At 60.7% G+C, this 25249-nt stretch carries 28 protein-coding genes and 2 pseudogenes; 11 read left to right on the top strand and 19 right to left on the bottom strand.

All coding sequences use genetic code 11. The features are described 5' to 3' along the window. Window positions 1–63 precede the first annotated feature (63 nt). Window positions 64–486, bottom strand: coding sequence for a DUF892 family protein (locus tag ASG11_RS04410; protein ID WP_236697377.1), 423 nt, complete (start codon window positions 484–486; stop codon window positions 64–66). A gap of 198 nt (window positions 487–684) precedes the next feature. Between ASG11_RS04410 and ASG11_RS18255 the strand changes: the two genes are divergently transcribed. The 3 genes from ASG11_RS18255 (at window position 685) to ASG11_RS04400 (ending at window position 3733) form a co-directional block, all read left to right on the top strand. After that, window positions 685–867, top strand: a complete 183-nt coding sequence (locus ASG11_RS18255) for an SDR family oxidoreductase (protein ID WP_082472576.1) — start codon at window positions 685–687, stop codon at window positions 865–867. A gap of 405 nt (window positions 868–1272) precedes the next feature. After that, window positions 1273–3213, top strand: coding sequence for a hybrid sensor histidine kinase/response regulator (locus ASG11_RS04405; RefSeq protein ID WP_236697376.1), 1941 nt, complete (start codon window positions 1273–1275; stop codon window positions 3211–3213). Window positions 3214–3310: 97 nt separating this feature from the next. Then, window positions 3311–3733 (top strand): hypothetical protein, encoded by a 423-nt coding sequence (locus ASG11_RS04400; protein WP_156363643.1) that lies wholly within the window; start codon window positions 3311–3313, stop codon window positions 3731–3733. Here the strand turns inward: ASG11_RS04400 and msrA are convergent. The 3 genes and pseudogenes from msrA to ASG11_RS04390 all read right to left on the bottom strand — a co-directional run bounded on the left by msrA (window position 3675) and on the right by ASG11_RS04390 (window position 5764). After that, window positions 3675–4313 (bottom strand): peptide-methionine (S)-S-oxide reductase MsrA, encoded by a 639-nt coding sequence (msrA, locus tag ASG11_RS19085; protein WP_443024472.1) that lies wholly within the window; start codon window positions 4311–4313, stop codon window positions 3675–3677. The two genes, ASG11_RS04400 and msrA, sit on opposite strands and share 59 nt — an antisense overlap. Before the next feature lie 51 nt (window positions 4314–4364). Continuing rightward, window positions 4365–4805: pseudogene (gene msrB, locus ASG11_RS19180) on the bottom strand (peptide-methionine (R)-S-oxide reductase MsrB); the annotation flags it as partial. A gap of 68 nt (window positions 4806–4873) precedes the next feature. Continuing rightward, window positions 4874–5764 carry an exonuclease domain-containing protein gene (locus tag ASG11_RS04390; protein ID WP_236697375.1) on the bottom strand — a complete coding sequence of 297 codons (891 nt, stop codon included), beginning with the start codon at window positions 5762–5764 and terminating at the stop codon, window positions 4874–4876. A 187-nt stretch (window positions 5765–5951) separates the two neighbouring features. Between ASG11_RS04390 and ASG11_RS18245 the strand changes: the two are divergent. Next, window positions 5952–6423, top strand: a pseudogene (locus ASG11_RS18245) (IS5 family transposase); the annotation flags it as partial. Window positions 6424–6455: 32 nt separating this feature from the next. On the opposite strand, the gene ASG11_RS04380 reads toward ASG11_RS18245, so the two are convergent. From ASG11_RS04380 to ASG11_RS04355, 6 genes are all read right to left on the bottom strand, one after another. Next, complete coding sequence (locus ASG11_RS04380; protein ID WP_236697374.1) at window positions 6456–7139, bottom strand: glutathione S-transferase family protein; 684 nt, start codon at window positions 7137–7139, stop codon at window positions 6456–6458. A gap of 41 nt (window positions 7140–7180) precedes the next feature. Then, complete coding sequence (locus ASG11_RS04375) at window positions 7181–7633, bottom strand: MarR family winged helix-turn-helix transcriptional regulator (RefSeq protein ID WP_201781273.1); 453 nt, start codon at window positions 7631–7633, stop codon at window positions 7181–7183. 574 nt (window positions 7634–8207) lie between these two features. Continuing rightward, window positions 8208–8831 (bottom strand): YceI family protein, encoded by a 624-nt coding sequence (locus tag ASG11_RS04370; RefSeq protein WP_055775651.1) that lies wholly within the window; start codon window positions 8829–8831, stop codon window positions 8208–8210. A 34-nt stretch (window positions 8832–8865) separates the two neighbouring features. Next, window positions 8866–9714, bottom strand: coding sequence for a pirin family protein (locus tag ASG11_RS04365; protein WP_055775648.1), 849 nt, complete (start codon window positions 9712–9714; stop codon window positions 8866–8868). A gap of 10 nt (window positions 9715–9724) precedes the next feature. Continuing rightward, window positions 9725–10318: an NADPH-dependent F420 reductase gene (locus ASG11_RS04360; protein ID WP_055775645.1), complete on the bottom strand. Its 594-nt coding sequence runs from the start codon at window positions 10316–10318 to the stop codon at window positions 9725–9727. A gap of 62 nt (window positions 10319–10380) precedes the next feature. Next, window positions 10381–10983 (bottom strand): FMN-dependent NADH-azoreductase, encoded by a 603-nt coding sequence (locus ASG11_RS04355; RefSeq protein ID WP_055775642.1) that lies wholly within the window; start codon window positions 10981–10983, stop codon window positions 10381–10383. 126 nt (window positions 10984–11109) lie between these two features. Here ASG11_RS04355 and ASG11_RS04350 point away from each other — a divergent pair, with 126 nt between their 5' ends. Next, on the top strand, window positions 11110–12012 hold the full coding sequence (locus ASG11_RS04350; RefSeq protein ID WP_055775639.1) for a LysR family transcriptional regulator: 903 nt from the start codon (window positions 11110–11112) through the stop codon (window positions 12010–12012). A gap of 45 nt (window positions 12013–12057) precedes the next feature. Here ASG11_RS04350 and ASG11_RS04345 read toward each other — a convergent pair whose 3' ends face one another. From ASG11_RS04345 to ASG11_RS04330, 4 genes are read right to left on the bottom strand one after another with little or no spacing between them, the layout of a single operon-like run. Then, window positions 12058–13053 (bottom strand): HNH endonuclease, encoded by a 996-nt coding sequence (locus ASG11_RS04345; protein ID WP_236697373.1) that lies wholly within the window; start codon window positions 13051–13053, stop codon window positions 12058–12060. Next, window positions 12966–13595, bottom strand: coding sequence for an Eco29kI family restriction endonuclease (locus ASG11_RS04340; protein WP_055775633.1), 630 nt, complete (start codon window positions 13593–13595; stop codon window positions 12966–12968). Before ASG11_RS04340 ends, ASG11_RS04345 begins: the two co-directional genes overlap by 88 nt. Next, window positions 13595–14782: a DNA cytosine methyltransferase gene (locus tag ASG11_RS04335; protein WP_055775630.1), complete on the bottom strand. Its 1188-nt coding sequence runs from the start codon at window positions 14780–14782 to the stop codon at window positions 13595–13597. The genes ASG11_RS04340 and ASG11_RS04335 overlap by 1 nt, the downstream gene beginning before the upstream one ends. After that, window positions 14779–15201, bottom strand: a complete 423-nt coding sequence (locus ASG11_RS04330) for a very short patch repair endonuclease (protein WP_055775628.1) — start codon at window positions 15199–15201, stop codon at window positions 14779–14781. Before ASG11_RS04330 ends, ASG11_RS04335 begins: the two co-directional genes overlap by 4 nt. Window positions 15202–15427: 226 nt before the next feature. Here ASG11_RS04330 and ASG11_RS18605 point away from each other — a divergent pair, with 226 nt between their 5' ends. Then, complete coding sequence (locus tag ASG11_RS18605; protein ID WP_156363640.1) at window positions 15428–15604, top strand: hypothetical protein; 177 nt, start codon at window positions 15428–15430, stop codon at window positions 15602–15604. 240 nt (window positions 15605–15844) lie between these two features. Continuing rightward, on the top strand, window positions 15845–16288 hold the full coding sequence (locus ASG11_RS19080) for a hypothetical protein (RefSeq protein ID WP_201781272.1): 444 nt from the start codon (window positions 15845–15847) through the stop codon (window positions 16286–16288). A gap of 810 nt (window positions 16289–17098) precedes the next feature. Here the strand turns inward: ASG11_RS19080 and ASG11_RS18975 are convergent. After that, a complete protein-coding gene (locus tag ASG11_RS18975; protein WP_168371693.1) occupies window positions 17099–17545 on the bottom strand; it encodes a hypothetical protein in 447 nt (148 codons plus the stop codon). 1075 nt (window positions 17546–18620) lie between these two features. Between ASG11_RS18975 and ASG11_RS18595 the strand changes: the two genes are divergently transcribed. After that, a complete protein-coding gene (locus ASG11_RS18595; RefSeq protein WP_236697372.1) occupies window positions 18621–18800 on the top strand; it encodes a hypothetical protein in 180 nt (59 codons plus the stop codon). 199 nt (window positions 18801–18999) lie between these two features. Here ASG11_RS18595 and ASG11_RS04315 read toward each other — a convergent pair whose 3' ends face one another. Both ASG11_RS04315 and ASG11_RS04310 read right to left on the bottom strand, forming a co-directional pair. Beyond that, window positions 19000–19962 (bottom strand): hypothetical protein, encoded by a 963-nt coding sequence (locus ASG11_RS04315; RefSeq protein ID WP_055775619.1) that lies wholly within the window; start codon window positions 19960–19962, stop codon window positions 19000–19002. Between the two features lies 1 nt (window position 19963). Beyond that, complete coding sequence (locus tag ASG11_RS04310; protein ID WP_201781271.1) at window positions 19964–20668, bottom strand: PspA/IM30 family protein; 705 nt, start codon at window positions 20666–20668, stop codon at window positions 19964–19966. A 100-nt stretch (window positions 20669–20768) separates the two neighbouring features. Between ASG11_RS04310 and ASG11_RS04305 the strand changes: the two genes are divergently transcribed. Further along, window positions 20769–21350, top strand: coding sequence for a LemA family protein (locus ASG11_RS04305; RefSeq protein ID WP_055775616.1), 582 nt, complete (start codon window positions 20769–20771; stop codon window positions 21348–21350). Between the two features lie 128 nt (window positions 21351–21478). Further along, window positions 21479–23299, top strand: coding sequence for a M48 family metalloprotease (locus tag ASG11_RS04300; protein ID WP_168371692.1), 1821 nt, complete (start codon window positions 21479–21481; stop codon window positions 23297–23299). 73 nt (window positions 23300–23372) lie between these two features. Here ASG11_RS04300 and ASG11_RS04295 read toward each other — a convergent pair whose 3' ends face one another. Continuing rightward, entirely contained in the window at window positions 23373–23864 is a 492-nt protein-coding gene (locus ASG11_RS04295) for a hypothetical protein (protein ID WP_055775613.1), read from the bottom strand. A gap of 42 nt (window positions 23865–23906) precedes the next feature. Then, the gene (locus ASG11_RS04290) at window positions 23907–24308 is read right to left on the bottom strand and encodes a hypothetical protein (RefSeq protein ID WP_236697371.1); all 402 of its coding nucleotides are present in this window, start codon (window positions 24306–24308) and stop codon (window positions 23907–23909) included. A gap of 277 nt (window positions 24309–24585) precedes the next feature. Between ASG11_RS04290 and ASG11_RS04285 the strand changes: the two genes are divergently transcribed. Beyond that, entirely contained in the window at window positions 24586–25245 is a 660-nt protein-coding gene (locus ASG11_RS04285; protein ID WP_055775612.1) for a hypothetical protein, read from the top strand. Window positions 25246–25249 lie beyond the last annotated feature (4 nt).

Raw genomic sequence — 25249 nt, 5'->3', positions numbered from 1 at the left:
GCATGCGTAACCATGCGGCGGTGGTATAACAACCCGCCGACCATCGGATCCGCGCGTGTCAGATCAGGCGCCTTCTGCCTGCAAGTTGACGCTCGTTTCGGCGAGCTTGGTCATATATTCGTCGCCACCATAAATCTGTTTGGTGGCATTCTTGAGCGTCTTTGTATCGTCCTTGAGACCAAGCGCCTTTGCATAGGCGGCAGCAGTCCCGAAGCCTGCGATGCCGTAATGGCTCATTCGCTGATATTGAGCAATTATCATGACGTCGAGCAGAGGGCCTTTGTCCGGTCCCTCCTCGAGAACGTGTTTGGTGGCTTCAGCAACCAGACCTTCCATCCCCTTGCAATGCTCCTTCGAGACTTTTTCATCGTTCGCCGCAATTAGCGCCTTCAGCACGTCCGTGTGCTTCTGGATGCTGTCTTGAGAGTTGGACAACATCTCCTTCAGCGCCGCGTCGCTCGCTTTCGAGGTGATTTTCTTCAGCAACTTTTCATTTGGTCGTTTGCGGACCAGAGATCCTTCAGCTCGTCGGTATAGATTTCCTTGAGATCTTCCGGGGCAGCCATGGGAGCGGTCCTTTTTCGTACCTTGGACGAAATTGCCTTTTGGTGATCCCCCAACCGCTCAACTCCCAGCAGCGTTCCGGCCTTGAATAAAATGAGCGGACCTCGATAGGATGCGACCATCAAGCGAACACATCCCGAAGAGTGGCGCACCAGGTTCGCCAGCCGTGAGATCGCGCTGCGCGACTTTGGCCAACAGGAGGGTGGCGCTAACGCGGTGACGTTCCTCGCTTCGCCTCGCGCCAGCTACGTAACGGGCATCGTCCTACTCGTCGACGACGGGATGCGCCGGTACAGCTTCTAACCGAACGTATTCTTCGCGCATTTCGTCATCGTGGAGAGCACAGACCGCCAAACCCGATCATCGTCGTTGAGCGTTGTCGCCCTTGGTGAAAACCTCTGTCCGGGTCACGATTAACGAATGGCGGAAGTTGGGGAACACGAAAAGCGCTGTGACGGTTCAGATGTGGGCAAAAGCAACAGTGACCGCTAAGCTCGGGTAGCGAGGAGGTTTATAACCAGCTGCCGTCGCGATCGTATAAAGCGTCCTAGTCTTTCGAACTCTTCAAACGTCGGTTTGTCAGCCTAAGACCGAAAACAGGTGCTGTGCTCGGCGCGGAACCTGCTTAATGCTTAAAACTCAGGCGCTGGTGGAGTTGGATAATTGCATTTTGACGTGTTGGCAGGGGGCGGGGCGATGGGCGCAGTTATGCGAGCACACGACTGGTCGAACTCGCCTCTAGGACTCCCGGAAAGTTGGCCGCAACCGCTGAAAACGCTGGTCGGCGTTCTCCTCGCGGCCGACCAGCCGATGTTTGTCGGCTGGGGCGAAGATCACGTGCTGCTCTACAACGATGGTTACGCGCCGATGCTAGCCGACCGTCATCCCGCCGCGTTCAGCCGGCCGTTCTTTGAAGTCTGGCCTGAAGTACGCAGTGAACTGATACCGTTGTTCGATGCCGTCGCACGGGGAGAGCCGATCCATATGGCCGATCTCGTTCTGGAGCTGGATCGTCCGGGCCGGGATTCCGAAGCGCATTTCGCATTCAGCTACACGCCGGTCCGGAGCGAAACGGGCGCCGTCGCTGGGCTCTTTTGCGCGTGCATCGAGACAACGGACAGCATCGTTGCCGAGCGAGCGTCGTCGGCAGCGCGCAATCGGCTGTTCGAGATGACGCGCGATCTTTTCGGCGTTGCGACGTTTGATGGTTATTTGAAGACAATCAATCCTGCCTGGTCCGCCATTTTGGGGCGACCTCATAACGAACTGATCGCGCATCCGTTTAGCGACATTATCCACCCGGACGATCTGGCAACGACGGGGGACGTTGTGGCGACGCTGATGGGTGGCGAACCGGTCCACCAGTTTCACGTGCGCCTTCTGAAAGGGGATGGCACGCCAGTCGCTTTTGCCTGGTCGGCGGTGCCGGACACGAAGCCAGGCAGCGGGCTCTTCTACACGGTCGGAAGAGACATCACCGAGCAGCGCCGTATCGAAGAGGCTTTGCGCCAAAGCCAGAAGATGGAGGCGGTCGGCCAGCTGACCGGAGGCATTGCGCACGACTTCAACAATTTGCTCACGGCCGTCACAGGTGGGCTCGAAATGCTCGGCCTCAGGCTTCAGGCTGGCCAGTATGACAAACTCGATCGCTACATTACCATGGCGCAAACAGGCGCAAGCCGGGCTGCCGCACTGACGCAGCGGCTTCTTGCCTTCTCGCGCCGGCAGACGCTGGCGCCTACCCCGACTGATGCCAATCGGCTGATCGCGGGTATGGAGGAGATCATCGATCGAACGCTAGGGCCGGAAATCGAGCTGAAGATCGAAGCGACTGAAGGATTGTGGCACGTACTCGTCGATGCGCCGCAGTTGGAAAACGCCCTGCTGAACCTGTGCATTAACGCACGAGACGCGATGCCCGAAGGTGGCAGGCTGACCATCGAAACGAACAACAAGCACTTAGATGCGCGCGCTGCTACAAGTCAGGACTTGCCCGAAGGCGAATACGTCTCGCTATGCGTAACCGATACGGGAACCGGCATGTCGCCGGAGATCATCGATCGCGTCTTCGATCCGTTCTTCACGACTAAGCCGATCGGACAGGGGACGGGTCTCGGCCTATCGATGATCTACGGCTTTGTCCGGCAGTCGGGCGGACAGGTGCGCATCTACTCCGAGGTAGGCCACGGTACGACGATGTGCCTCTATCTTCCTCGCTATTTAGGCGCCGTTGCCACGGCCAGTTCAGCTGAGGGCGAGCGCGAACCACTTCACGCGACGCCGGGCGAGACTATTTTGATTGTCGAGGACGAGATCGCTATCCGGCAACTCGTCAGCGAAATCCTGACGGAGGCCGGCTACCGAGTATTCGAGGCGTCAACGGGACCCGCCGGGGTTAAGGTGATGCGGTCGGACGAACGGATCGACCTGCTGATTACCGATGTCGGTTTACCCGGCGGGCTTAACGGGCGGCAGGTCGCCGATGCTGGCCGCGCCGTCCGGCCCATGCTGAAGGTGCTGTTCGTCACCGGTTATGCCGCGAATGCCGCCGTTGGTGCCGGCAATCTGGATAAAGGCATGGAGATACTGACAAAGCCGTTCAACATTGGCGAACTAGAACGCCGTGTGCACAAGATGATCAGAGAATGACCACAGCCTGAAGGCCTTTAAACGGCTGGGTGACGTTAAATTGTCCGCGAGATCTCAGTCAGTGTGAACTGCGCGAGAGGCGACCCAGGAGATACCGATGGATGAGTTTGCGCGCATGATGGGTATGGAGGGTGTTCGCCCTCTTAATCAATATAAGCAAAAAGCTGATAATGACAAACGGCCGCGTGCGATGCCCGATCCCAGCGTCATGGCACCTCCGGCTATGGAACCCGATGGTTACGCGTGGGTCACTGGTACTCGTGCGCGCACGGCGCTCGAGACGGCACTTGAGCGCCTCGCCGGCGAGATCCGTATCGGACGGCGCGGTTGGGCAACCGGCATTTGTCAGGATGGCAGGACAGTGACCTTGCCCGCTTCGTCAGGAGCGGCATCGCTGCTCGGCGCCGCAGATCGCCAATCGCTGCGCCTCATGATTGTCGGCGGAGTTGGCTGGACCTTCGTCATGCATCCGCTGATGGGAGTTGCGACGCTCGACGAAGATCCTGCCGACTCAAAATGAACGAGCTTCCGATGTCGGTAAAAGGCGGAGCCGACCTGAATGTCGCTTTGTGGGTCCCTACGGCCGCGATTAGGCTCGCTTGGGTCAGCTTACAGTCAGGCTGCGGTGGTTTCGTTCCCGACAGCGGGCGTACGCCGTGACAGTTTCCACTTCGGCCGGACGAAGTGACACGTGTACCGTTGGGTCTGCGTTCGAGATAATCCTGGTGTTCCGGTTCGGCCTCCCAGAAGTCGCCTGCCGGGGACAGTTCGGTCACAACCTTGCCCGGCCAGAGCCCCGATGCATCGACGTCCGAGATAGTCTCCTCGGCGACGGCCTTTTGCACGTCGTCGGTGTAGAAGATCGCCGAGCGGTAGCTCGAGCCGCGGTCGTTGCCCTGCCGGTTCACCGTCGTCGGGTCGTGGATCTGAAAGAAGAATTCGAGCAACGCGCGGAAGTCCGTGCGGGCGGGGTCAAAGACGGTCTCGATCGCCTCGGCATGATTGCCGTGGTTGCGGTACGTCGCGTTCGGCAGCTCGCCGCCCGAATAGCCAACGCGCGTCGAGACGACGCCCGGGAGTTTGCGGATCAGGTCCTGCATGCCCCAGAAGCAGCCGCCGGCCAGTACTGCACGCTGCGTGGTCGCGGGCGGCTCCTCAATCTGTTCGAGATAGCCGCCATAGCCCTGCGCAGCCATCTCGGCCCGTGCCACGAAGCGAAGAGCGGCCGAGTTGATGCAGTAGCGCAAGCCACCGCGGTCTCGCGGTCCATCCTTGAAGACGTGGCCGAGGTGGCTGTCGCCCTGCGTGGAGCGCACTTCCGTGCGCGGGATGAGCATCGACCAGTCGCGTGTTGCCTTAACGTTGGCGGCATCGATGGGTTTGGTAAAGCTCGGCCATCCGCAGCCGGACTCATACTTGTCGGCGCTGGCGAACAGCGGCCCGCCCGAGACGATGTCGACATAGATGCCCGCCTGCTTGTTCTTCAGCAGCGGGCCGGTGCCGGGACGCTCGGTTCCGTTCTGTTGGGTCACACGGAACTGCTCGGGTGTGAGGGCGGCAACGGCCTCGTCGGTCTTGGTATAGCTGGTCATGATCGACTGGATGTGGTGCGCCGTCCCAATGATGTCGAGGTGCCGGACGGCGCAGCCGCGCGTTGACGCTAAGCGAGAACCTGCAGCACCTCGCGCTCAGACATAATGCTGATCGCGCGGCCTGACCGTTGCAGTTCTAAGGCCTTCCGGAATTGCGCGTCGTACCGCAGATAGCCGAACGGTTCCTCGCCGATGACCGCCAAGATCGTCGTCGTGCTGCCGACGCCGGCGACGATCCGCGCACCACCGCCCGCTAGCCGGTGAGCAAGCGGGCCGTTGCGGGGCTGGCCGAGGATCGCCACTCGGTGATTTCTGAACGGACCGTCCGCCGCAGGGAGTGGTGCCGGAGCGGCCCGCTGCCCCACCGAGGGCGCCAGCCACCCTGCAAGCGGTATGCCGGTATGGTCGATGGCTTTGACGAGGATCATACCCGCCGCGCGAGCGTCACTCAGGGCGTCGTGGTGCCGGAGTGGGATGCCGAGGTGTTTCGACACCGCGTTGAGCTTGTGGTTGGGAAGTTCGGGCCAAGCACGCTTCGCTACGCGCGCACTGTCGAGCCAAGTTGTCTCGACCATTGTCCGATCGTGCACGCGGCAGGCCGCCGCCAGCGCGCCTTTGTCGAAATAAGAATGTGCAACAGTGGTTCGCCCGGCCAGGTGTCCGTCAATGATGTCGTGCACGTCGGCAAAGCACGGCTTGCCTGCGACATGGTCGGCAGCGATGCCGTGAATGCGGGTATTGAAGCTGCTGAAGTGATCACGCGGATCGAGCAGAGTTTCGTATTCGAACGCGACCGTGCCGCCGCGAAAGCCGACGATACCAATCTGGCAAATGCTGCTGACGCGGGAGCAGGCGGTCTCAACGTCGATTGCGACGAAGTCGAGTTTGCCAGCTGGAGCAGGGCCGGACCCCGACAGGGCGGCCTGGGCGGGAACATGGGCAGTGGCGTCGCGGAACATAGGAGGGTCATACACTATGGCAGGCGAGGGCCAACGCTATGATTGTCACCTTCCAAGATGGCAGGCGATTGCCCATTCTCGGGAACATGCTCGTGCTTCGGGATGCTCGGCCAATACTTTCTGGTCCCGAAACAACTGACCGGTTTCGGCGAGCTGATAGGATGGCCTGAGCGTCGCCTTCTGAGTGTATGGCCCGGCCAAGACGCTTTACAACCGGTGGACGCGGAGGGGAGAGAGGGGCGTGTTCCTGCGCATGAAGGAAGGACTGGCCGCTGCGGGCACCACGCCAAAGACAATCATGATAGACGCGACCTATCTCAAGGCGCACCGCACAGCATCCAGCCTGCAGGTAAAAAAGGGGGCCTGGAGCGGCTCATCGGCCACACCAAAGGAGGCATGAACACCAAGCTGCACGCCGTCACTCATGCAGGCGGTCGCCCGCTCAACCTCTTCCTGACGGCGGGCCAGGTCGGCGATTATACGGGCGCTGCAGCGCTACTCGACGATCTGCCCAAAGCGCAGCGGATGCTCGCAGATCGCGGCGATGACGCAGACTGGTATAGAGACGCCTTCCGGGAAAAGGGCATAACGCCCTCCATTCTGGGACGAAAACCCGCATCATGCCCGTCAAATACGATAAGCGACATCAAAGCAGGCGCCGACTTGGTCTGAGTAGCCGTTATCAATCAGGTCAGTTGGTTTGGGCTGCCGATTTCGCGAGCAGCGCGTCGTCTTTGGCCACGCCGCGGAGATACGCTTCGCGCGCCGTCAGCGGCATAATATAGGTCAGGAATGCTTCGCGAGGTGGCACCGTCTGCAAGCCAAGACCCCAGCCGATATGTGATCCGAGATAGATGTCGGCGGCGGTGAAGCGGTCACCCGCAACGTAGCGGCGTCCTTTCACCGCACGTTCGAGCTGATCCATCGTTCGGCCGTAGCTACCGTAACCAAAGAAGAATTCCTGCTCCGGCGCGGGCACGAAGCCAGCGCGGTGGTTTGTCACCGCCTGCTCGACCGGTCCTGCCGCGAAGAACATCCAGCGTAGATAGTCGGCGCGCTCCGCGGCGGTCGGTGCCAGCCCTGCGGCTGGGAAAGCTTCCGCCAAATAGGCGATGATCGCCGCCGCCTCCGTTACAATATGTCCGTCATGGACAATCGCGGGCACCTTGCCGATCGGGTTCACGTCGGTGAAGAAGCCGGCGCGCAGGTCGGATGCGTCGTCCGGCCGATCGAGCGCCGCCCCTCCCCATTCATCACCCTCGCTCGACTCCTGATAGTCCAGCACCACGGTCTCATAGTCGCAGCCCACCTCTTCGAGCATCCAGCGCACGATCCTGCCGCGCGAGTTCGGGTTCGTGTAGAATGTCAGGCTCACTTCGTCAGTCCTTTGAAATTGTGGTCGTCTTGAGGGGTTAATCAGGCGTCTTGCGTAATCGGTGCGACGCCGAGCGCGGCGGGTGCAGACCGCTCGTTCAATCGCTTTTGGATGGTTCGCAGCATCGCGGCGGCGGCCTCGACAGTATCGGGAGTCAGGCCGGCCGCAAGTTCGTCTGCCCAGCGTTCCTGCCGGGCACTCGCCTTCGTGTAGGCGGCTTCTCCCTGCTCGGTCATGGTCACCAGCATCGCACGGCGATGGTGGGGGTTTGGTTCGAGCCGGATTAGGCTATCTCGGCGCATGTCGTCCGTGACGCGCTGTACTGCCTGACGGGTCAAACCCATGTTCCGGGCGATGTGGGCGACCGGCAACCGTACTGGGGAAAGCGCGATGGCTCCTAGCACCTGCCATCGTGCGCTGGTCAGCCCGAGATCGCCCACCAAGGCGTCGCCCGCAGCGATCAGGTTCCCGTTTAGACGAAAAACCTCAAGCACGAGCCCTGTTAGGGCTCGTCGAAGCTGCGTCGGATCATCGGAAACGGGGGTCGTTTGCTTTTCCATTCCAACAAAATAGAGGTAAGCAATTACTTGTCAATACGACAATGTATTGTCATAAGACTGTCCGCCATCATTAAGCGGTCACAAATCTCACACGTTCTCCCCCGGAGCGTTGCGATCGATCCCTATCTACGTCTCCCCATGTCCACCCCCCGGGCATTTCAAGCTGGTCGGGGCAGAGCCTCTTACGACGATCATTTTCGGGAAAGTCGGCGTGCCGTCGGGCAGGGGGATTGCCTGCGGCATCACCTCCGCCTTGGACATTGCCGAAATTGAGTAGCCCAAAAAAGCCCGTGAATGTCGCATTTTGGGTCTTACCGACGACGTCGTCGCTCCTCCCCATTCAATGGAACCTGTCGCAACACGACTGCGGTTTGCCTGGCTCAAGTCGAAATGTTCCTGAGCGTTAACGATTGAACGGTCCCGAGGAACGCGAAGCAAGATCAGATCGAACTCGACTGAGTCCATGGTCGGCGACACCGACTTGGCGCGCGCCTGCTGGACCGCCCCTTTAATCTGCCGACCGAACGAAAGCAGCGCTTACGCGCAACTGGGTGGTGTCTCCAATCAATGGGATATAGGCCTTCACGCCAAAGTCGGACCGCCGGATGGTCGTCGTCGCGCTGAATCCGACGGTGTAGTTCTTGTCGAGCGGATTGACGCCGGCACCGTTGAAGTGTGCCTGCAAGGTAACGGGCCGGGTCACGCCGTGGAAAGTCAAATTGCCAGTGATGGCAGCGTCCCTGGCTCCCGTGCGAACAACCCTTGTCGACACGAAGCTGATGTCCGGGAACTGCTTGGCGTCGAACCATTGCGCGCCGCGTAGCTCGTCGTCCAGCTTGACGTTTGTCGTCGATACCGAAGCGATCGGCACGCTGATGTCGAGCGTGCTGCCAGCGATGTTCCGGGGGTCGAGTTTCAGCGTCCCGCGTGCGCCCGTCAGGTCACCGTACCAGTCGGTGAACCCCATGTGGGAAACGCTAAATTGGACGCGTGTATGGCTGGATTCGACCGTGTAGCGACCAGCAGTGACGGCCGCTGCACTCGCATTGCCCGGCTCCGGCGTCGCGGCCGAGAGGAGGCCGCTATATGCCGCGAGAGCAAGCGCTGCGGTTGCGAGAATCTTGTTACGCATGTTCTTATCCTTGAGTTGACGTTGTCGATGGGAGTTAGAACCGGCCCGACCGATAGTCGGCGAAGGCCTGCTTGATTTCGGAAGGCGTGTTCATGACGAATGGGCCGCCGAATGCGATTGGCTCCCGCAGCGGCGCGCCGGCGAACAGCAGGACTCGTGTCTCCGCCGCCGACGCAGCGATCCTGACCTTGGACGCCGAGCTTCCGTCGCCATGCGTCAGCCAAGCTAGCGCGCCTGCACGCACCGTCGTTTCATCGGGTCCGACCAGCGCTTCGCCATTCAGGACCAAGACGAACGCGTTGTAGTCGGGCGCCAGCGCTTGGTCGAACGAACCGCCCGCATCCAGCGTCGCATCGATCGCAGTCACCGGCACGTAGTTCAGCGTATCGGAGGAGACGTCGCCTGACGTCCCTGACAGCAGCCGGATCACCGCTCCTGGCTCATGCCGGACAGGCACTCTCGCCCGGCGCAGAGTTTGGTAGCGGGGTGCGGTCATCTTGTCCCGAGCAGCCAGGTTAACCCACAGCTGCACGGTATGGGCGATCGTACCCGGCAGCGCGTTCTCAACGTGCGTTACACCGCGACCGGCGGTCATCCATTGCGCGTCGCCTTCGCGAAGCAGGCCCTCGTTGCCGCCGCTGTCGGCATGCTCCACCGCTCCGTCTAGCACCAGCGTCACGGTTTCAATCCCGCGGTGCGGATGCTTTGCGAACGCGTCGCGCGGCATCCAGTCTTCGGCCATCAGGATGAATGGGTCTGAAAATGCTGTTTCGGTGCCGTCGATCAGGCGGCGGGCGCGGTGGCCGGCCACATTGCCGGCCACCGCGATCGGGTCGTCGATCCGCGCCACGGCGCGATCGACGAGTAGACGTTCACTGTTCATCGCCCTCGTCCTACTTGAAAGGGTATTCGACGAGGTTGTGGAGAACGAGTGGCGCTCCCATCGCGAGCAGCCGACCACCCTCGTCGATCCGCCCGACGTCGATCGTGGCGAAGCCGAGCTGCGCGGCAAGCGACTTGACAGTCGAGTTGGCGGCGGCGTCGTTGCCAGAGACGAAGATCACGCGGCGGCCGTTCTCCTGTTGCGGATCACGTGCGAGGACGGAAGCCGGAAGCTGGTTGAAGGCCTTGACGACCGTGGCGCCCGGGAGGGTTGCGGCGACGATATCCGACGACAGTCGTCCGGCCATTTGTTCGGCCGAAACCCCGTAGGGATTGGTCGCGTCGATTACCGTCTTGCCACTCCAGTCGGAGCGAACCGCCGCCAGGGCCTCGACATGAATAAAGTACAAAGCGAGGAAGATCACGTCAGCTTCGAGCGCTTCTTCAATGGTCGATGGCTGGATGGCCTCGCCGAGTTCGCGTGCAAGCGGCGCGATCGAGTCCGGACCACGGGTGTTGGCAATGCGGACGGGGATGTTCGCATGGGCGAAGCGGCGAGCGACAGCGGTGCCGACGTTGCCAGTGCCGATGATTGCATAGGTCATAATATTGGTTCCTTGTGCGTAAGTTGACTTGGGTGATTGGTGACGGTTGGTGGTCGGGTTGTTCAGGCGGCAGCGGCCCGAACCGGTGCGCCGAACGCCTCGGCCGCGGTCTCTCCATTCGCGCCAGCCGTGGCACGGTCGGCGAGAATTATCTCGACGTCGGTGATGCCAATCCAGCCGAACAATTGCCGGAGGTAGCCGCTGGCAAGGTTGTAGCCTTCGATCGGTGATCCGGGTGCAAAGTTGCCCCCGGTCGCGAGAATGATCGTCGCCTTCTTGTCGGTGAGCAGGCCGACGTTGTCGGCCGACACCGTCACGCCGACGCGGACGATCTGGTCGATCCAGGCCTTCAGCACTGCCGGAATGCCGAAGTTGAACATTGGCGTTCCGAGGACGATGTGGTCGGCTGCCTGGAGCTCGGCGACAAGGTCGTTGGAGACCTTGATCGTAGCGGCGACTTCCGGCGAATGCGTCTCTGCCGGACTGTAGGCACCGATCATCCAGGACACGTCGACGAATGGCGGAGGCGCTGCGCCCAGGTCGCGAACGACCACGGCCCCGCCGGCGTGGGTGGCTTGCCACTGGTCCACAAACAACGAGGTCAGCGTGCGGGAGATCGACCCTTCGGGGCGGGGGCTAACTTGAATGGCAAGCAGGGTTGGCATGGCGTTTCCTTCCTTTTCCTTGATAAGGAACTGCCGCTCGGCAGCGCCTCGATGTCTGGAAAATAGGCCGACGCCGATTTAAAGAAATTGGTGAAGTTTCGAAGATCATGATCTACTAATCCGAACATGGACTCACTGACGCTCGACCAAATCCAAATCTTCCTGGCCATTGTGGATGAGGGCAGCTTCTCCAGAGCGGCAAAACGACTGAACCGGGCGCAGTCCGCAGTTACCTATGGCATCCAGAAATTGGAGGCGCAGTTCGACCTGCCGCTGTTCGATCGTGCGGCCTATCGACCGCAATTGACTGAAGCCGGTCGGACATTGCTGGTGCGGGCGCGACGTATCGCAGAGGAAGCCGGCGCCTTTCGCGACACCGCGCGCAGTCTCGCTAGCGGGCTGGAAGCGGAGCTGACGATCGTGCTCGACGCGATGTTTCCGGTGCCACTTGTAGTTCCGGCGTTGCAAGCATTCACCGCGCGGTTTCCGACGGTACCCCCGCGCATCTACGTCGATTCGCTCGGCGCTGCGACCGAACTTGTGCTTAACGGCACCGGCATGATCGGATTGCTACCGATGATGTTTACCGACATGGCGCTTCTGCGGCGCTTCCCGCTGACAACCATAGAATTGGTGCCGGTGGTCGCTGCCGGTCATCCCTTGGCGGCGATCGCCGGCATGATTGCGACGACGGATTTGCACGCGCATGTCCAGCTTGTGCTGACCGATCGGTCCACCGCGACGGCCGGCCGCGACTTCGGCGTCCTTTCCGGTCGGACATGGCGGATTGCCGACCTTGGTGCCAAGCAGGCCATGCTGCTGGCAGGCCTCGGCTGGGGCAACATGCCCGCCCATATGATCGCCGAGGATGTGAAGCGCGGCCGCTTAATTGTGATCAAGCCTGCTGAATGGCATCCCGAGAACGCCCGGGTGGTGATGAGCGGAGCCTATTTGGCAGATCGTACGCTTGGGCCGGCGGGCACGTGGATGGTTCAGCACCTCGCGGCGGGGTCTACCGGTGCTAGTTAGCATAACCGCTGCCTTAATTGGCTGGTCGGTACATCTGCCCCCTAACTAGCCGCTCGCGTTCGCGAACGCATCCCGATGATGCGCCAGATAGCGCGGGTGAGGCCACTTCGCTCTGTCGCGAGGAAGGTGAAGGCCTTGGCTCCGCGACCGAAAAAGACCGAGCAACTGGCTGGGCACGCGGTTGTGCGCGACCAGGAGGCTGTAATCCTCGCTGACCGAGATGAGATAGCGGTCGAACAGCCAATGCACGGTCGCCGACAGCGCCATCCCATTACGCACCGTGTCCGGCCCCCCCTTCCCGACCGGACGAATATGCGCGGCCTGGACTTCGGAGCGGCCCCCGCCATTGATGATGCGCAAGCCGGTCACGGCGCAGCGATCGTCATATGCCCGGCAGACCTCGAGCCGGAAGTTCGCGTCGCGAACCTTACGGTTGACCAGCATCTGCTTGATGACCCGGTCGACCGTCTCGGGTGGATCATCGGCTTGCGGCAATGGCGGCGGCGCCTCCAGACCGACGCGCCGAGCATTGTTCGTGGCCAACGTCTCGCTCAGGCCCGCCAAGACGATCGCCGCGAAATCCTCCGAGGTGATCGACCGCACGGATTTGCCCTGGACGGCGCGCCCGGCGAGCGAAGGATTGGCGACCGCTCGGAACAGCGCCTCTTGGTAGCGACCGTTGGTCGCCAGCGGCACGATGTCCGGAAATTCGAGATAGTCGGCAAGCGTGGCGACGTGATGATTGGGTTGAATGGGATCGGGCGTGACGCTCTCGATCCGGGCGACGGCGACATAAGCGCGGCGTCCGCCGTTGCGCTGGGATTCCCGAAACAGCACCCAGTCGCCCACGGCGGCGAACGCGGCGTCGAGGTAATCGCGGCGGTCCGGAAACTGATACCGATCCGGCAGGGCATCGTTATAGCCCGACCCGCTCTTTATATCGAAGACTGCTTTCAAGGCTCGTCCACCGGCGGGTGCGCGGTGAGATAGTCGGCGATCCGCGTGGTGACCGCGTCGATCGGTTCGGGCCGCGCGGCGCACTTGACCGCCCAGCCGCGTCCTTCGTGCAAGTGATCCCAGAGCGGCCGCAGCCCCTGATGTCGGCCCTTGCCGGGATCATGATTGCCAAAGCCATCGAGCGCAATGTTCCAGACCGGCCGGAAGCGCGTGATCAGCAGGCTCTCGCCGAGCGGGATCCAGATGTCATCGACGATCAGATAGCGGACCTGGAAATCGGCGACGGCGAGACTGCCCGAGCCGCGCTCGACATCGATGATACTCTCGCGGTGATCGGACAGACGCGCGTAGAGCGAGCGCCCCCGGCCGCTGGCGGTCAGGCTCGCGCCCTTGCGCGCGCCCGAGGGTACCGCCTTGCCGATATAGATCGGCCAGCGCGGCTCCTCGGCGTTGGCCGTCGCGATCGGCGTGTAGGCCGGGTATGGGCCGCTATAATAGAGGACGTAGATCCCCGCCCCCTCGAACGGCGCGATATCGGCGAGCGCCTCAGCTGGACGCTCGAGCAGCGCGTCGGCGACGGACTTACCGAGATTGATCTTGTCGAGTGGATTGTAGACCTCGGACATCAAGCGTGGCCGACACGGGACCGGGCACTATCCAGATGCTGGCGAACCGAGCGCGCCACGACCTCGGCCAGCTCCACCGGCACGGCGTTGCCGAGTTGGCGCATGGTCTCCGACCAGGAGCCGTGGAACACGAAGTCATCGGGGAAAGTCTGAAGTCTCGCGCTTTCGCGGATCGTGAAATAGCGCACCGACCCATCGGGCCGGCGCAGCATATTCTCGCCGCCCGGCACGCCGTGCACACCGGCCTTCAGCGTCTTCGCCGGCTCGTCGAGCGGGCTACCGGTATGGCCAGGATAAGAGCGTGCGCCCGCCTGCAACCGGTGATCGGCGAACGCGGTCGTCGCGCGTGGCGAAAGTTCAGGATCGGGCAACCCGACCAGTGCGTCGCGGGTCGTGCGCCATGGCAGCTCGGCCGGCTTCGCGTCGAGCTTGCTCGCCGCGAGCATCGCGCGGGGGTCGACCGGGCGGCCGCGCTTGGCGACCTGGTGGCGATCCCAGTACTCTCCGCTACGGTATTGATCCCAGAGCAGGGCCTCGCGGCTGTGGGTCTCGCGCGGAAACGACCATTCGATCCCCATGTCGCAGCGAAAACCGACGAAGAAGACGCGCTCACGGCGTTGCGGCACGCCGTGATCGGCCGCGTTCAACACCTTGGGCGGCAGCACGCGGTACGAAAGGCCCGAAGCCGCGCCGGAGGTGTGGTGCTGTTCCAGCCGTGCGCGGTGGTCGAGCCAGCTCTCCCCTACCCTGGCCACGATCTCGGGATAGGAAAGCTGGAGATAAATATACGAGAAATAAGTCGCGAAGGTCGCTCGGGTCAGCCCCTTCACGTTCTCGAAGATGAAGGCGCTCGGCCGGGTCTCGCGCACCGCGCGCACCGCTTGCGGCCACATGTCGCGCTCGTCCAGAAACGCCTTGTGACGGCCACCGAGCGAGAAGGGCTGGCACGGAGGTCCGCCGGTCACCAGATCGACCTGATTCTCGAACTGCTTGAACGAGAAGCCGCGCACATCGCCCTCGCGCGGTTTGGGCCAATGGCGCATCGCCTCGGTCCCGCGCGCGCGGTTTTCGCGCAGCGTGTCGCAGCACCAGCGGTCCCACTCGACCACGTCGAGCGGAGTGAAACCGGCGCGTCCCACGCCCAGCCCCAACCCACCGGCGCCCGCGAACAGTTCGATCGCCTTCATGAATCCCCCTCGATGAATCGGCGAAGTTTGTTTCCTAAGTGTTCCCTATCCCGCAACTCGCATTCCCAGACAAGCAGCACCGACCACCCCATCGCTTCCAATCGTAACGTGGTCGCGACATCGCGGGCGCGGTTCGCCTCCAGCTTGGGCATCCAGAAGTCGAGGCGGGACTTGGGCATGCGCGCCAGCGGGCATGCCGGGTCGAGATGGCGATGCCAGAAGCAGCCATGGACGAAGATCACTTTCTTCCGCCCACGAAACACGATGTCGGGTTTGCCGGGCAGATCCTTGACGTGCAGGCGGTAGCGATAGCCCATGGCATGCAGCATGCGCCTCACCACCAGCTCGGGCTCGGTATCGCGGTTCCTAATCCGCGCCATGCGTTCGCTTCTGGCCTTGGGCGAGAGGGTGTCGACCATGACCCTGGCTTACGGCCGGTCTCGCGCCTTGGGAATGCGGGATCCCGCCCCCGTTCCCACAATCCCTAATCTCGCCGCACAAACCATTCGACTTGCTCGTGCTGTGGAGCGAACACCAAGGCATCGATTCGCCCCGAACGCACCGGGCGCCGAGCCTGACCACGCCGCTGGTCGGGCCATCGTCGGTGGGAGCGGCGGTTGTCGCCGCGCCTAGCGGAGACCCGATATGATCACCCACCATCCCGCCGAGACTTGCGAACTATCGCCGATCGAGCTGATAACCGCGCGGGTGCGGATGCCGGATTTTCGGCTCATCGCGCTGCTGACTAAGCCTACGCCGCTCACGGTCGAGGAGTGGGCGTATGTCGAGGCGGTTGAGGAATCAATCGGCGCGGCGGCGTAACGCGCTGGTAGTTTAGTCGGCTGTTGCTGGTCGAGCAATTGCCAGCTTTCGACACTGGCCACTCGTCGAACGAGATTTTGAGACCGCCACTATTACAGCCGAGGTTCAACCACGCACAATCGATTAGTAAGCGAAATAGCCGCTTTCAACCCTATCAAAATAGCGGACGCCATTTCTTACCTTCGCAGGCGAAGCGATGCATGGCAATGCCACGTAGGCACAAGAGGACCGGGGAAAGTTATGGCGTTGATCAAATGCGAAGAATGCTCGCGCGATGTTTCCGACAAAGCGTTCGCTTGCCCCGGCTGCGGGGCACCGGTGAACATCTCGGAGACGACGACCACCGCGCCGGAATCAATTTCGTTCGAAGACGGACATTATCGAGGGACCCGCGCCATGATGCTCGATCTCGCTGTGAAAGCAATCCAAGCCGCGCGATACAAGGTGGATCAGGTCAACGAAAGCGCTGGGGTTGTGGGCTTCACGACGGGAATTACAATGGGCTCATGGAGTGGAGTTTCCGGCTCAATTGTTTTTTCAGAAACGGCACCCTTTACGTTTCACGTCACCGCTGCGGGGAAGCAAAATCTGCGTGGCGGACAAATTATCGCACTAGATCTCTTTGACGAGTCCAAAGCTAAGGCTGACAAAGTTCTTCATCAAATGCAGCACCTTGCGGGTTAAGCACTATTTCGAGGCGCACATCATGATGCGGACCCCGATATCCAAGCAGACTTAAGAATGGTTGGGCTTAGTCGGAACTAACCAGCCTTTCCGTCGCAATACCCGTCATCCAACGTGGACGTGATCGGCCTGCAGGGTTAGAGGGGAAATTAGCGATAGCCCCACTTCATTTATTTTTGGGGGGATTGCTAGATTTGCTCGGTTTTAGGGACGATTTATTCCCTGGCGTCGTTTTGTTATCACGGCGGCGCTGATCCAGCTTCCCTGTTGATTTTGCTATCGGCTTTGGCCCCGGTTTAAGTGCCATGGATGCTCTCCTTTTTCAGTCGAAATTAATGTTACGCAACTTCTGCCTGGGCTTTAGGACACAGCGGTATTGCGTAACAGTCCGCACGAGTTCTGACTGAAGTCAAGGCGGCATGATATTCGTGCGGTATTAATGCCCCAATAAAATCGACAGGTGGGGCTGAAAGCATGCTTTACGATGCCTATAGACTGCGGTGCGCGCGATCGGGTTGCTACGCCTGGGCGAAGTTCTGAGCGCATGCTGTCGGCCTGGATTGGCCTCTGCTTCGGGCGCCTGGTGGTCATTCCACCCGCCCGCACGGCGAGGCCCTTCTGCGGCTGACCAGACCCCGCCGTTCAAACCCATAAAATTTACGTCCGGTTCTAACGAGAGCGGACGGCCGAATTGATCGAGTACACTATCGGCTCCGCGCCCAATCGCGATCATTTGACCCAATTGTGGACGCTTGCCTCCCTCTCCCCGCCCCTTATATTCGGACATTCGTTCAGCTGAGCGTGCGAAAGCTACCCGCGTTTCAGCCGCGCGAGACATTGATCTCTTGCAACTTTCAGCGTTGGGTCCGCGACGTTTCGCACCGCTGCCGTCGCTTCGCTGATGTGCGCGCTTGAGGCGGCCTTGGTCGGCTCGATCGAGCGATCCTGGCACAGCCACATTATGCCGGGCAATGCCGGACGATCGACGATCAATCGCAGAACCTCTGAGGGATTGGTCGAAAGTGCGTCGCTCATCGCCTTGTCGAGGGATTCGCTTCGCGAAGCGTCGGTCGTTTGCCGCAACGACGCGATCGCGTTGATCCAATCGGCTCGACCCGCCGTTGCCGCGTCCAAAGCAACATCCCAGCCGGAGGGTGACAGCGAAGCGGCAACGGCCGCTGCTCCTTTCACGTTTATCTCTCTTTGAAGCCCAGCCGCGGACGGGACTGGACCGGGGGATGCCAGGAAGCGCCGCATCAGTCCAACGCTGTGTAAGGCCGGCATGTATGCAGCGGCCTCACAAGACGCCCGGCTGCCCCGAGTGTCGTCGCATTGCGCTACTCCACCGTCTGCAGAACGGTGAAGCGCCTGGTCGAGGCGATACCGATCGTTCGAAGACAGGCCGTCGCGAAAATTGTCTAAATGTTGAAGTATAGCCGCCGGAGCGGGCTCAGCTGTATCCGAGGCGCTTGGCCGACCCGAGGGCACATTTTTGCAATCTGGCCGATCGGTTACCGGGACGCCTGCCCAGCGTGCGTGCCTATCGAATCTTACTTCTAGGACTTGGGTGGATCGGTACGTTCCACTGGCTCCCGCACTATCGGTAAAGCACAGAATTGCTTGCGCTTTACTCTTCTCCAGCAACAGGGCGCCGATGTGCCAGCTATCATCAGGCTGGCTCAGCTGCACCCAGCCGTCGGGGAAACTCTCGATCTTGGTGAAGCCATAATCGGATGGAGTGCGGTCAGAAGGCCGACGACGGGGGCCGGTGGAGTTTGGAAAACTGGCGAGATCGAGATGGGAAACGATCGTCATCGTCAGCTTGGCATCACGCGAGGCAGCGCTCTGTTTTTGCGCAAATGATGGAGGGCTCGCCACAATTGCTACCGACAATATGATAGATCGTATCTGCCACATGGCTCAGTCCTCATCAAAACACTGTTAGGTTCACAGTTGCGTTAGAGCCATCACGCTTAACAGGGCCGAACCCCGCAAAACCATGACGCAACGATGAATTCGTCCGCCACAATCCGCAGACGGTTCGGCCGTCAGGCAGCATACCGTCTGTAGCTGATAGAACTTTTCGTCGCCGGCTGGTGATGCAGGTGAGTATGGGTGGCCGCGCACCATGGGGCCGAGCGGGAACCCGGCATCCCTCGCTCGGTCCCTCAATCCCGCTATCGCCGCATAAACCATTCGACTTGCTGGCGCTGGGAAGCGAACACGAAGGCATCGAGTCGCCCCGAAGGCACGGAGCGCCGAGCCTGATCACGCCGCTGGTCGGGCCATCGTCGGTGGGAGCGGCGCCGGACGCCGCGCCCAGCGGAGCCCGATGATGATCACCAACCTTCCCGCCGAGACTTGCGAGCTACGCCCGGTTGAGCTGATTACCGCGCGGGTGCGGATGCCGGACTGCGGGCTCATCGCACTGCTGACCAAACCGACACCGCTCACCGCCGAGGAATGGGCATATATCGAGACAGTCGAAGCGGCCATCGGCGCGGCAGATTAGCGCGGGATCGCTAATCAGATGACAAATGTCACGGCTCAAATGCGTTCATTCCGAACAAATCTTGCGATTCCCAAGAGCGGATATCTATTCATGCTCTGAGGTACGCTTTGGCACGCCGATCTTGAGGAGAGCGACGCCACGTCCTTTGAGCATTGGCTAGCGTTTCATGTTGACAACAGTCTCTGTTTTAATGCGCTTCTTATGCTCGCTTGCGACCAAAAACAGGCCGAGTGACCATCTGGCCTGATCGGTGCGCCGTTGTCATCGCAGCACGTTCCGTCAAGTACCTGTCCATTACCTCGTCAGCGTCGAAGACCGGAGACGTTGCGGCGATATCCAAGGGCGATACGTCATCGGAGGCGGCAACAGACACGGTCGAACGTCTTTGACCCTGGAGATACAGAAGGCGCGACATCAGGGCGGCGAGTTCACGCTCCCCGAGTCCGAGCAAGTCGACAGGAATGTGCAGCGCACAAGAACCGCCCAGTCGGTTGCGATATCCCTCGACGACGAGGTTGCGGGTCGCCCCGCTGCTAAACAACACCTTGAAGTTGAAAACCGAGGATTTGCAAACCTCGATGTCCGCGACATCGTCCCAAAGAATGGTGTTCTGCCGGAGCAGCCCGCTTACCGTGATGCTTTCCCGATCGTACTTTAAGATTGTGCGGTCGCCGACAAGGCGGGCAACTATGAGCATTGCAAGCGAGAGGTACAGGATGCCGCCGATCGCGAACGGAAGCATGTATCCGATGGCACTGGTTGGGAAAAGCAGGATCGCAGGCACCGCCGCCTTCGCAGCGGCTCGCCCTGCCGCCGCCGGAGCCAGGTCGTAGCTTCCCGCCGAAACGCTGGCGATGTCGATACGAGAAGGAGTGGCCACGACATCCCGCCAGGCGCGATCACGCTTCTCCCGCCTGCTACGCCGCAAGACGAAGAAGGCAAAGATCCCGGCAAAGGCGAACAAGAGGCCCGCCGGCCCGGCGTGGCCGATCACGGACATGACGAAGCCAAAGCCGAACATCACCATGACGGCACGTCCGAAGAACTGCGCCGTGCCGCGCCCCACGCCGCGAGCACCCTCTATCGCGACAGCATGAACGTCACGAATGGTCGTGACGGTGCCGCTCTCGCGGAAATCGTGCGCGTCGGGCTTCCGGATCATCCTAGGCGGCCTTTGGCGCCTGCTTCAGAGCCGCAAGCCGCTGCGCGACTGTTGCGCTCTTCTGCATCGCGTCGATCTCCGCGACGCTGTTCAATGCCCCGACGTCGCCGCGCGCAAACCCGACCCCACCTGCACCGGTCATGGCCCGATCGAACGCTGCTTCGGCCTGCTCGACCTTATGCTCGACATGCCGGGCCTGGCTAAATCCCCCATCGCCCCCCATCGATGCGTCCGCCCTCGCGATCTCGAAGGCGGCAAGGGCCTCCTGCATCTGTGCTTTGCGTCCGCGCAAAGCTGCGAGACTCTCGTCGAGCTTCGCTTCCTCCTCGCGCGCTAGATCTTGAACTTGGCCGAGATTGCCCGTTTGCTGTTCCAGGTCGATTTGGCGCTTCAGCGCGCCCTCGGCAAGATCGTCGCGCCCGCCATCTACGGCAAAGCGCGCCTTGGCGGTCAGCTCCTCTACCTTGCGGGCGATCATCTCGGTCTGGCGGGCAGCCTGAAGCCGGCGTGTCATTGCGCGTTCCTGATCACCGCGCACAGCATCGATCGTGCGATCCACCTCGCGGATCGCTTCGCGCATCACGCCGTCATTGTTCGCCCGTTCCATTGCATCAACGCTATCCTCGATACGCGCAGACAGCAGTCGCCGCACTCGAACCAATATCGATTCCGCCACACGTACCTCCATCACTGTTGCGATCAGCATCCGCCCCGCCCGTTAAAAAGAGGTGAAGCCGGACCGCGATAACGGCTTGTGAACCAACGGCCGTTACCCTCGCGGCGATACCAGGCGGGAGCGTTACGTGATGATACTCATATGGATCGTGCTGGGTCTTCTTGGATTGATTGCTGTCGCGCTCTCGTGGCTCGTGCTGACCTACGCACGGACGAACAATACCCTGATCGCCCTCGATCAGAGGTGCGATACGGCATTTGCCGATATCGACGTTCATCTGAAGCACCGCCACAACATTATACCTGGTTTGGTAGAGGTCGTCCGCGGTGTCGCTGGGCACGAGCGCACCTTAATCCTCGGTGTAGCCGAGGCGCGGACCGCTGCCCTCGCCGCTGTGGCGCCTGGGGCAAGACTGAAGGCCGAACGCGACCTCAGCTTGAAAGTCAGCACGCTACTGGCAGGCGCGGAGGGCTATCCCGAGCTGCGTGCCGTGCCCGAGTTTGGACAGCTGCGGCAGCAACTGGTCGATTGTGAAAACCGGATTACTGCATCGCGCCGGTTCTTCAACTTGGCAGTCGAGGAATATAACGTCATGATGCGGCAGTTCCCTGGCAGCTACATCGCTTCCAAACGTCGCATGAACAGTCGCCAGCCCTACGATCTGGGCATCGAGCGTGTGCTGGTGGACGAGCCAGTCTCCTTCGCGTTCTAACGGCGATGGGAGCGATAGGCCTTTATGGCTGGATCCAAAGCAACGACGGAAGATCCACCGGGCTCTTTCTCCTTTTTCTACTGGCGATACAGGTCATTGCGCCATTCGCGCTTATCCTTCCCCTCGTCATGCTCGACATCGATCATGCGCCGCTTTTCAGCTGGTCTGGGTACGCCTTGCGGTATGCACCCTTGGTGCTCGCAGCCTCCATTGTGTGGTTCGCAGCCCAATTGTGGTGGCACGTCGAGACCGTCAAACGCGCGGTAGGGTTTGAGTTCGTCGATGACGCCGATGAACCGCGTCTGTGCCGCACAATCGAACCGCTCATCATTCTAGCCGGTTTGCCAACGCCATTTGTGGGCGTCATCGAAAGTGACGCGCGAAATGCTTTTGCCTGTGGTGTCGGACACAAAAGGGCTGTCGTGGTGGTGACACGCGGCCTGGTCGACGCGTTGTCCGACGCCGAGCTGGGCGGCGTCCTGGCGCATGAGCTCAGCCACGTGAAGAACGGCGACATCAGATTGATGGCGGCGGCGAACATCTTCATGTCGGCGCTTACCCGGTTGCACGCTCGCAATGCTCTGCGCTTTTCTCCGATACATGGGCTGGTCGCCCTGGCGATACCAGCCATCCTACCGCTGTCGCTAGCAGCAACCCTGATCGGGCGAATCGCGCTGCGCGCTGGCCAAGTCTCGCGCCTCTTGATCGCATCGTCGCGTGAGTTCGTTGCCGATGCACAGGCCGCGGGGTGGACAAAGGATCCAGCCGCTCTCGCGTCGGCGCTGCTCAAGGTTGATGAGCGCTACCGCATCGACAACTCCCAAGCCGAGAATGATGCGATGATGATCGCGGGGGAAAGCAGTGGAACCGGCGCGACCCACCCTACGGTGTCTCAGCGTGTGGCGGCCTTGGCGCGTGTCACCGGGTCGATGGTCTGGAACGCCCCTGCGAGCCCGACCGATCAGGATTGGACTGCCACGACGACGCGCAACACGGTTGCACAAGCGCGGTTCGGCCCGCGGGGACGTGCGGTTCAGGCGATCAGGCGGGTACGACAAGGCGACCGTGAGAACTTCCTGGGCCTGACGTACTGGAATACCTTCGCGCTCGTGTTGACCGTGGGAGCACTGATCGGAATACACTGGCCTCAGATCGGCGACGCGCACGCCATGGCGGCGAAGTTTGACCCTCGCCCGATTGGCACGATGATCGGCGCGCCGATGTCGTGCGAACTCAGTCCATTTTCGTCCACCTTCAAACGGCGGTGTGACGCTGGAATGACCGCGGGCGCGTATAGGGAATACGAAGGGCAGCAAGGGACTTTGGCCGGGTACATTGCTGACTGGAGCAAGGCGAGACGCGACCGCGGCCTGATCAATGCCGATCTTTCGGTGGCAAGTTTTGGGCATGATCGCGTGGAGGGCGTCTACCGCGGGCAAAGTGGGCGAATGGATCAAGCCACAGTGCTACGGACCGGGGACGGCATGTATATCGACGCCAACGGTCATGAGACCTATGCACCGCCCGTCGGCCTGATAATCGCTGAAACGACGAAGCTAGGCTGCTTTGTGCGCGACCCGAGGCCGATCGAAAGTGGTCTAGCAAAACCGCTCGACCAGAACGACATCGCAAGTATTGCTTCCGACCTCAACCGTGCCGCTTCCGATACCGCGTCCGGCACACCGAATTTTGCGTCGATCTCCTATTATCTCGATCGCCGAGAGACCTTGGTAGACCGCGCTTGGGTCCTCTACCGGCAGCCCGGGCTAAATGCTCTGCGCGCTGCGCTTGACGACCAGCAGCAGAGACGTGCTGTCGAGCGGTTCCGCGCTACGGTAGCCCAGCTCGGCTTTCCTGCGGTTATGAAGCCTGTGGACCGTGCCAAGCTTAGCGCATTACTTAGAAACCCGGTCGCGTTCATACCCTGTCGGAGCTTGCGAGCTACGTGACTTGGACTGGACATTTCTTGGAGGCTAGCCACCATCTTCTGTCGATGTAGCGTCTGCTCCGACCCCTCGACGCCTACCTTGCTGCGGAAGCAATCTCTGACGCCGGCTGCACATAGCCGACGAATATATCGCCGGCTTTAAAGTGCGCATTTCCGCCCTTCATTAATAAGCCAAGCACTCCGAACCCAAGGACCCCCAGCACGACGCCCGCTGTGTTGCCGCGCCCCTCCGAGCCTTGTGTGCCCGAGATGCCGATCTTGCCGTCAGGCGCCTCAATGTAGAGCAGTCTCGCAGTCAGCCTCCCCTTACCGCCTGCGGCGCCAGTTCCACTGACGAAAAGAACTTCACCCCATGCGGTCGCGCCGACCGGAACAGTAATGACGCCGCCGGTCATTACATCCTCGTTCACCCGAAGCCTGAAGCGGTCGCCTGTTTTTGCAGTCCGGCTATCGACCTCTTTTAAAACCATCAGCTGAACGGGCGTGCCGGCTGCGGGACGCAGCATGAGCGCGGGCACAGTCTGTCCCGCGCTCACTCCGCTGATCTGACCAGCAAAGAGAACCATTACGCTAACAAAAACCTTCAAAGGCGCTGAAACGGACAGAGCTTATTTAACCCCGGTTGGCGTGGATGACGTTGCCTCCCCCGGCACTAAGAACTTGATAGCGACGCCTGTCGCATTGGCCTTGCCCCAGCTGAGTGCGGTGACGTGAGAATCGCCGTAGCTTGCCTTGATCACGGCGTCGGCGCCCAGTTTGCGAGCTCGTTCCCAGAGCTCTTCGTAGATCTTCTTTTGCGACGGAGATTTGCTGAACACCGTGGCTTTGCGCACTCCCGCCTTCACTTCGCCCAGCACTTTATACGGCCGATCGGTGATATCGTAGGGAAAGACTGGTACGCCTACGTCTTCATTGGTCACTGGTGCCGGCGCCCTGGCGGTCGTTTGGGCTTGCGCCGCACCGATCGCAGTGAATGCGCTAGCGATGATGATGGCGTTTCGGATAATCATAGTTTCTTCCCTTGTTGCTGGAGATGATTCTCCTGTTTGGGCGGCAAATCAAGAGCGCTTGGATACGCGTGTACCGTAATCGTTCACGCCTACGAAGACCCAATCATTGACGCTCAACGCGCTTCGCGCGCTTCCCAACTCCGGACGCTCGTTCATCCTACGAATTGACTCATTCACCGACCGGAGCCCGATCCGGCGCTGCGAGCAACCGTCGGACCATTGCGCATACCTCCCTCGTCGCCCAGAATAGCAGCATTTCCAACTGAGATGAGCGAATATGGCATTCGATGCGGACGTGAGGCGAGCTGTGGACGAATACACCCGAGGCCACCTACCGCCCGAGGCTTGGCATCTATCCTACTTCGACTTCATCGACGACGTACACTTGGCCCGACGACTGGGTGAGGAGTTCATGTCTGCTCGCGTGATATACAAGATGCTGGAAGGTTTAGGGGCGGACGACTGGCTGCAGCGCGCCCAAGTCCGCTCTCAGATCCTATCGTATGCGTCGATATACGAGGCTTCTATACATCATATTTTATTTGTTAATCTTGCCAGAGAAGCTGATGTATTAAAACTTACGGAATTTCCGACGAAGAAGCAGATATCTATACCTACGGCAACCATGCAATTACTAGAAAGACACCTTGAACACGACGGAAAAAAGATAATTCCAACTTACGAGGGAGTAGGGCAAACCGAGGAAAGCAAAGTCAGGTTCGATCGTAAAGCTGAATGCGCCTGTGCACTTGGCCTAATTGAACCATGGCTGAAGGAAGAGCTTGTCGAGTTTTACGAGGCCCGCAACTCTATCCACATTCATGCAGAGATTAAAAAGAGCCTGAATTACGAACTAGATCTATCAAAGCGTGCCTATATGCGATTGCAACCATTTAAAGATCAAATTTGCAGGTGGCAGATGGAGAGAACTGACTGACCGC

The sequence above is a fragment of the Sphingomonas sp. Leaf357 genome (assembly GCF_001423845.1).
Classification (GTDB): domain Bacteria; phylum Pseudomonadota; class Alphaproteobacteria; order Sphingomonadales; family Sphingomonadaceae; genus Sphingomonas.
The sequence above is the reverse complement of the archived record's forward strand: the minus strand, read 5'-3'. Positions and strand labels throughout refer to the sequence as shown.

What these genes read in the sequence shown, in the direction of transcription:
- ASG11_RS04405 (WP_236697376.1), top strand. Translation starts at nt 1,273, where the DNA reads ATGCGAGCACACGACTGGTCGAACTCGCCTCTAGGACTCCCGGAAAGT.
- ASG11_RS04400 (WP_156363643.1), top strand. Translation starts at nt 3,311, where the DNA reads ATGGATGAGTTTGCGCGCATGATGGGTATGGAGGGTGTTCGCCCTCTT.
- msrA (WP_443024472.1), bottom strand. Translation starts at nt 4,313, where the DNA reads ATGCAGGACCTGATCCGCAAACTCCCGGGCGTCGTCTCGACGCGCGTT.
- ASG11_RS04390 (WP_236697375.1), bottom strand. Translation starts at nt 5,764, where the DNA reads ATGTTCCGCGACGCCACTGCCCATGTTCCCGCCCAGGCCGCCCTGTCG.
- ASG11_RS04370 (WP_055775651.1), bottom strand. Translation starts at nt 8,831, where the DNA reads ATGCGTAACAAGATTCTCGCAACCGCAGCGCTTGCTCTCGCGGCATAT.
- ASG11_RS04365 (WP_055775648.1), bottom strand. Translation starts at nt 9,714, where the DNA reads ATGAACAGTGAACGTCTACTCGTCGATCGCGCCGTGGCGCGGATCGAC.
- ASG11_RS04360 (WP_055775645.1), bottom strand. Translation starts at nt 10,318, where the DNA reads ATGACCTATGCAATCATCGGCACTGGCAACGTCGGCACCGCTGTCGCT.
- ASG11_RS04355 (WP_055775642.1), bottom strand. Translation starts at nt 10,983, where the DNA reads ATGCCAACCCTGCTTGCCATTCAAGTTAGCCCCCGCCCCGAAGGGTCG.
- ASG11_RS04350 (WP_055775639.1), top strand. Translation starts at nt 11,110, where the DNA reads ATGGACTCACTGACGCTCGACCAAATCCAAATCTTCCTGGCCATTGTG.
- ASG11_RS04340 (WP_055775633.1), bottom strand. Translation starts at nt 13,595, where the DNA reads ATGTCCGAGGTCTACAATCCACTCGACAAGATCAATCTCGGTAAGTCC.
- ASG11_RS04335 (WP_055775630.1), bottom strand. Translation starts at nt 14,782, where the DNA reads ATGAAGGCGATCGAACTGTTCGCGGGCGCCGGTGGGTTGGGGCTGGGC.
- ASG11_RS04330 (WP_055775628.1), bottom strand. Translation starts at nt 15,201, where the DNA reads ATGGTCGACACCCTCTCGCCCAAGGCCAGAAGCGAACGCATGGCGCGG.
- ASG11_RS18605 (WP_156363640.1), top strand. Translation starts at nt 15,428, where the DNA reads ATGATCACCCACCATCCCGCCGAGACTTGCGAACTATCGCCGATCGAG.
- ASG11_RS19080 (WP_201781272.1), top strand. Translation starts at nt 15,845, where the DNA reads ATGGCGTTGATCAAATGCGAAGAATGCTCGCGCGATGTTTCCGACAAA.
- ASG11_RS18975 (WP_168371693.1), bottom strand. Translation starts at nt 17,545, where the DNA reads ATGCGGCGCTTCCTGGCATCCCCCGGTCCAGTCCCGTCCGCGGCTGGG.
- ASG11_RS18595 (WP_236697372.1), top strand. Translation starts at nt 18,621, where the DNA reads ATGATGATCACCAACCTTCCCGCCGAGACTTGCGAGCTACGCCCGGTT.
- ASG11_RS04315 (WP_055775619.1), bottom strand. Translation starts at nt 19,962, where the DNA reads ATGATCCGGAAGCCCGACGCGCACGATTTCCGCGAGAGCGGCACCGTC.
- ASG11_RS04310 (WP_201781271.1), bottom strand. Translation starts at nt 20,668, where the DNA reads ATGCTGATCGCAACAGTGATGGAGGTACGTGTGGCGGAATCGATATTG.
- ASG11_RS04305 (WP_055775616.1), top strand. Translation starts at nt 20,769, where the DNA reads ATGATACTCATATGGATCGTGCTGGGTCTTCTTGGATTGATTGCTGTC.
- ASG11_RS04300 (WP_168371692.1), top strand. Translation starts at nt 21,479, where the DNA reads ATGCTCGACATCGATCATGCGCCGCTTTTCAGCTGGTCTGGGTACGCC.
- ASG11_RS04295 (WP_055775613.1), bottom strand. Translation starts at nt 23,864, where the DNA reads ATGGTTCTCTTTGCTGGTCAGATCAGCGGAGTGAGCGCGGGACAGACT.
- ASG11_RS04290 (WP_236697371.1), bottom strand. Translation starts at nt 24,308, where the DNA reads ATGATTATCCGAAACGCCATCATCATCGCTAGCGCATTCACTGCGATC.
- ASG11_RS04285 (WP_055775612.1), top strand. Translation starts at nt 24,586, where the DNA reads ATGGCATTCGATGCGGACGTGAGGCGAGCTGTGGACGAATACACCCGA.